Origin of the sequence: Enterovibrio paralichthyis (genome assembly GCF_019209835.1) — a bacterium.
GTDB lineage: Bacteria > Pseudomonadota > Gammaproteobacteria > Enterobacterales > Vibrionaceae > Enterovibrio > Enterovibrio paralichthyis.
Map to the genome: position 1 here is coordinate 1 of NZ_JAHUTS010000055.1, position 2,958 is coordinate 2,958.

A 2,958-nucleotide genomic window follows, 5' to 3' on the forward strand; every position below is an offset into this window, starting at 1 on the left:
TCGCGAGGGTAAGGGCTGTGGTCAATTGCAAAATAAAAGGCTCTAAGTATGGGGACTTAGAGCCTTTATAAGCCATCTGTTGGATCGTTCAACCGATCATTTATCTCTTAACTGATCGGCATTAGGGTAGTTAGCCCGGCTTTTTTAATGGCGACATATATATGCGCACTATGCATATCAGAAATGATTTAGTTTCATTATTTTCATGTCGATATTGGATCTACACTGTATTTCATACCTTTTATCCCCTTTCGGAGGACGTTCCATGTTCAAGGCACTGGTACTGGACCAAGCAGACAAAATCACCTCATCTAGCATTCAACAGCTCGACATCAGCCAACTGCCGGAAGGCGACGTGCTCATCGACGTCGATTATTCGTCACTGAACTATAAAGATGGTCTGGCTATTACCGGCAAGGGAAAGATTTGCCGCCAGTTCCCAATGGTGCCGGGCATTGATTTGACCGGCACGGTTGTCGAGTCTTCAGATGACCGCTACACCGCAGGCAAAAAAGTGGTATTGACCGGCTGGGGCGTGGGCGAAGGTCACTGGGGTGGCATGGCTGAAAAAGCGCGTTTGAAAGGGGATTGGCTGGTACCGTTACCGGAAAAACTTTCTGGTGTTCAGGCAATGAAGATCGGTACTGCCGGTTTAACGGCCATGCTTTGTGTTCAGGCGTTGCAGGACGCTGGCATTACCCCAGAGAAAGGCGAAATCCTGGTTACCGGCGCAAGCGGTGGCGTCGGCTCGGTGGCGGTTACCCTGCTGGCTGAGCTGGGTTACCAAGTGGTTGCAGTGACAGGACGTGCCAGCGAAAACGGCGAGTGGCTGAAAGCGCTGGGTGCATCCCGAATCGTTGAGCGCAGTGAATTTGATGAACCTGCCCGTCCGCTGGAAAAACAAATCTGGGCCGGTGCGGTTGATACCGTAGGCAGCAAGATGCTGGCAAAAGTGCTGGCACAGATGGATTACGACGGTGCCGTTGCAGCGTGTGGCCTGGCGGGTGGTTTCGACCTGCCAACCACTGTGATGCCATTTATCCTACGCGGCGTGAAGCTGCTGGGTGTGGACTCTGTTTACGCGCCTTACGAGCGCCGCCAGAAAGCTTGGCAGCGCATCGCTGAACTGCTGCCAGCCAGCTACTACGAGGCAGGTTGCCGTGAAATCTCGCTGGAAGAGGTACCAGAGGCGGCAGAAGCCATCACTAACGGCCAAATCACCGGCCGCGTAGTGATCAAGCTGTAAGCTTTCCCTGGAATTGAAAACGGAGCCAATCGGCTCCGTTTTCTGTTTTTAGGATACTGGTTTATACAAATCCCATGTCTTTAATTCGGGTCGCGATCAGCCTGCCACATTCCTCTTTGATCAGGTTCCTCAGCCAAATCTGCGCTGCCGAGTGTTCGGTGCGCGGATGCCAGATCAGTGAATAGTAAAAAGGCTTAAATTCAAACGGCAGCGGCTTGATCACCAGATCGTGCTTCTCACCCACCAGATACGCCAAGTCGGCAGGGACAGTAATGATCAGCGGTAAGCTCTCTACCATGGCGACAGCTGCTTCCAGGTGATACGCACGCAATGCCAGTTTAGGAGTCGGATAGCCACGTAGCGCTTCATCAATCAGGGCTTTCACCCCATCACTGATGGCTATCACCGCGTGAGGATAGGAAAGGTAATCTTCCAACGTCAGCGGTTTGTCCGCCAACGGATGGTTCTTCGCAACCAGACAGAATACGCTCACCAGACCCAGACAATCGGACTGTAAGGGATCGACCGCCCCAGTCGGCCGGCATATCGCCATGTCACACCCTTCGGTGGTGAGCTGGCGCATCAACTGGTCGTGTTGCAGCGGCGCAAACTCCAGCGAGAGTCCCGGCGCTTCTTCATAAATACGCGGCAAGGCAAACGGCAAGATAGTCTGCATGGCGTAGTCGGTAGTGGCGATTTTGAATGACTGCTCGCAGGAGGCAGGGTCAAACGCTTCCGGGGTCAACACATGGCAAAGGGCATCCAGCGGTGCCGTCAGGGATGCATTAAGTTCCAGCGCTCTTTGGGTAGGAATCAACTGCTGTCCATGGCGGGTAAACAGAGGGTCACCGGTCAAAGTGCGCAAACGTCCGAGAACTCGGCTCATGGCAGACTGGCTCAGGTTTAAACGCACAGCAGCCTTGCTGACGCTGCCTTCTTCCAGCAGCACTCTCAGTGCAATCAGCAGGTTTAAATCCCGGCGGTAGATATCTTCAAGTTCCATACTCAGCCCAAAGAGTGATAACGTTGCCATTATACCCATGGCAATCGATGTTCAGAGCCTAAGTTTTCGAACGCTGGCAAACGCCAGATAAAAAAATCCCGCATTAAAGCGGGGAAGCCCAAGAAAACTGGGTGTGAGTGTAGTCGATGAGTGAGTTAGCCTAGCTGTAGCGCCAGATTCGGCCTTACCGAATCATTCGTTAACAACTTGTTAATTAAACTACACGTAATTTTTACAATTCCAAGCCCTGTTGAATATTTGTTCTTCATAAGTATGATCAGGTCGACGTTTTTAATGTGACAGATGCATATGAGCTCAGTTTTTGAAAACCCGGATCACTTTTTAGACGCAGAAGGCCTGCGCTGTCCGGAACCGGTAATGATGGTAAGGAAGACAATCCGTAACATGGCGGAGGGTGAAACTTTGCTGGTGACAGCAGATGACCCATCGACCACCCGTGACATTCCAAGCTTCTGTCGCTTTATGGATCACACCCTGGTTGCGCACGAGTCTGATAACAGTCCGTTTCGCTATCTGATCAAAAAAGGGCTGTGACAGGCAGAAATGAAAAAGGCAGCCCAGGCTTAATGCCGATCAGTTAAGAGATAAATGATCGGTTGAACGATCCAACAGATGGCTTATAAAGGCTCTAAGTCCCCATACTTAGAGCCTTTTATTTTGCAATTGACCACAGCCCTTACCCTCGCGA

The 2,958-nt window shown here is 51.4% G+C and carries 3 protein-coding genes; 2 read left to right on the forward strand and 1 reads right to left on the reverse strand.

Translation table 11 applies throughout. From position 1 onward, the window contains the following. Positions 1-265: 265 nt before the first annotated feature. Entirely contained in the window at positions 266-1,246 is a 981-nt protein-coding gene (gene acuI / locus KU854_RS24590) for an acrylyl-CoA reductase (NADPH) (protein ID WP_218360851.1), read from the forward strand. A 61-nt stretch (positions 1,247-1,307) separates the two neighbouring features. On the opposite strand, the gene KU854_RS24595 is transcribed toward acuI, so the two are convergent. After that, complete coding sequence (locus KU854_RS24595) at positions 1,308-2,249, reverse strand: LysR family transcriptional regulator (RefSeq protein WP_218360853.1); 942 nt, start codon at positions 2,247-2,249, stop codon at positions 1,308-1,310. 309 nt (positions 2,250-2,558) lie between these two features. On the opposite strand from KU854_RS24595, the gene tusA reads away from it, so the two are divergent. After that, positions 2,559-2,804, forward strand: a complete 246-nt coding sequence (tusA, locus tag KU854_RS24600; RefSeq protein WP_218360852.1) for a sulfurtransferase TusA — start codon at positions 2,559-2,561, stop codon at positions 2,802-2,804. The last annotated feature ends 154 nt before the right edge of the window (positions 2,805-2,958 follow it).

What these genes read in the sequence shown, in the direction of transcription:
- acuI (WP_218360851.1), top strand. Translation starts at nt 266, where the DNA reads ATGTTCAAGGCACTGGTACTGGACCAAGCAGACAAAATCACCTCATCT.
- KU854_RS24595 (WP_218360853.1), bottom strand. Translation starts at nt 2,249, where the DNA reads ATGGAACTTGAAGATATCTACCGCCGGGATTTAAACCTGCTGATTGCA.
- tusA (WP_218360852.1), top strand. Translation starts at nt 2,559, where the DNA reads ATGAGCTCAGTTTTTGAAAACCCGGATCACTTTTTAGACGCAGAAGGC.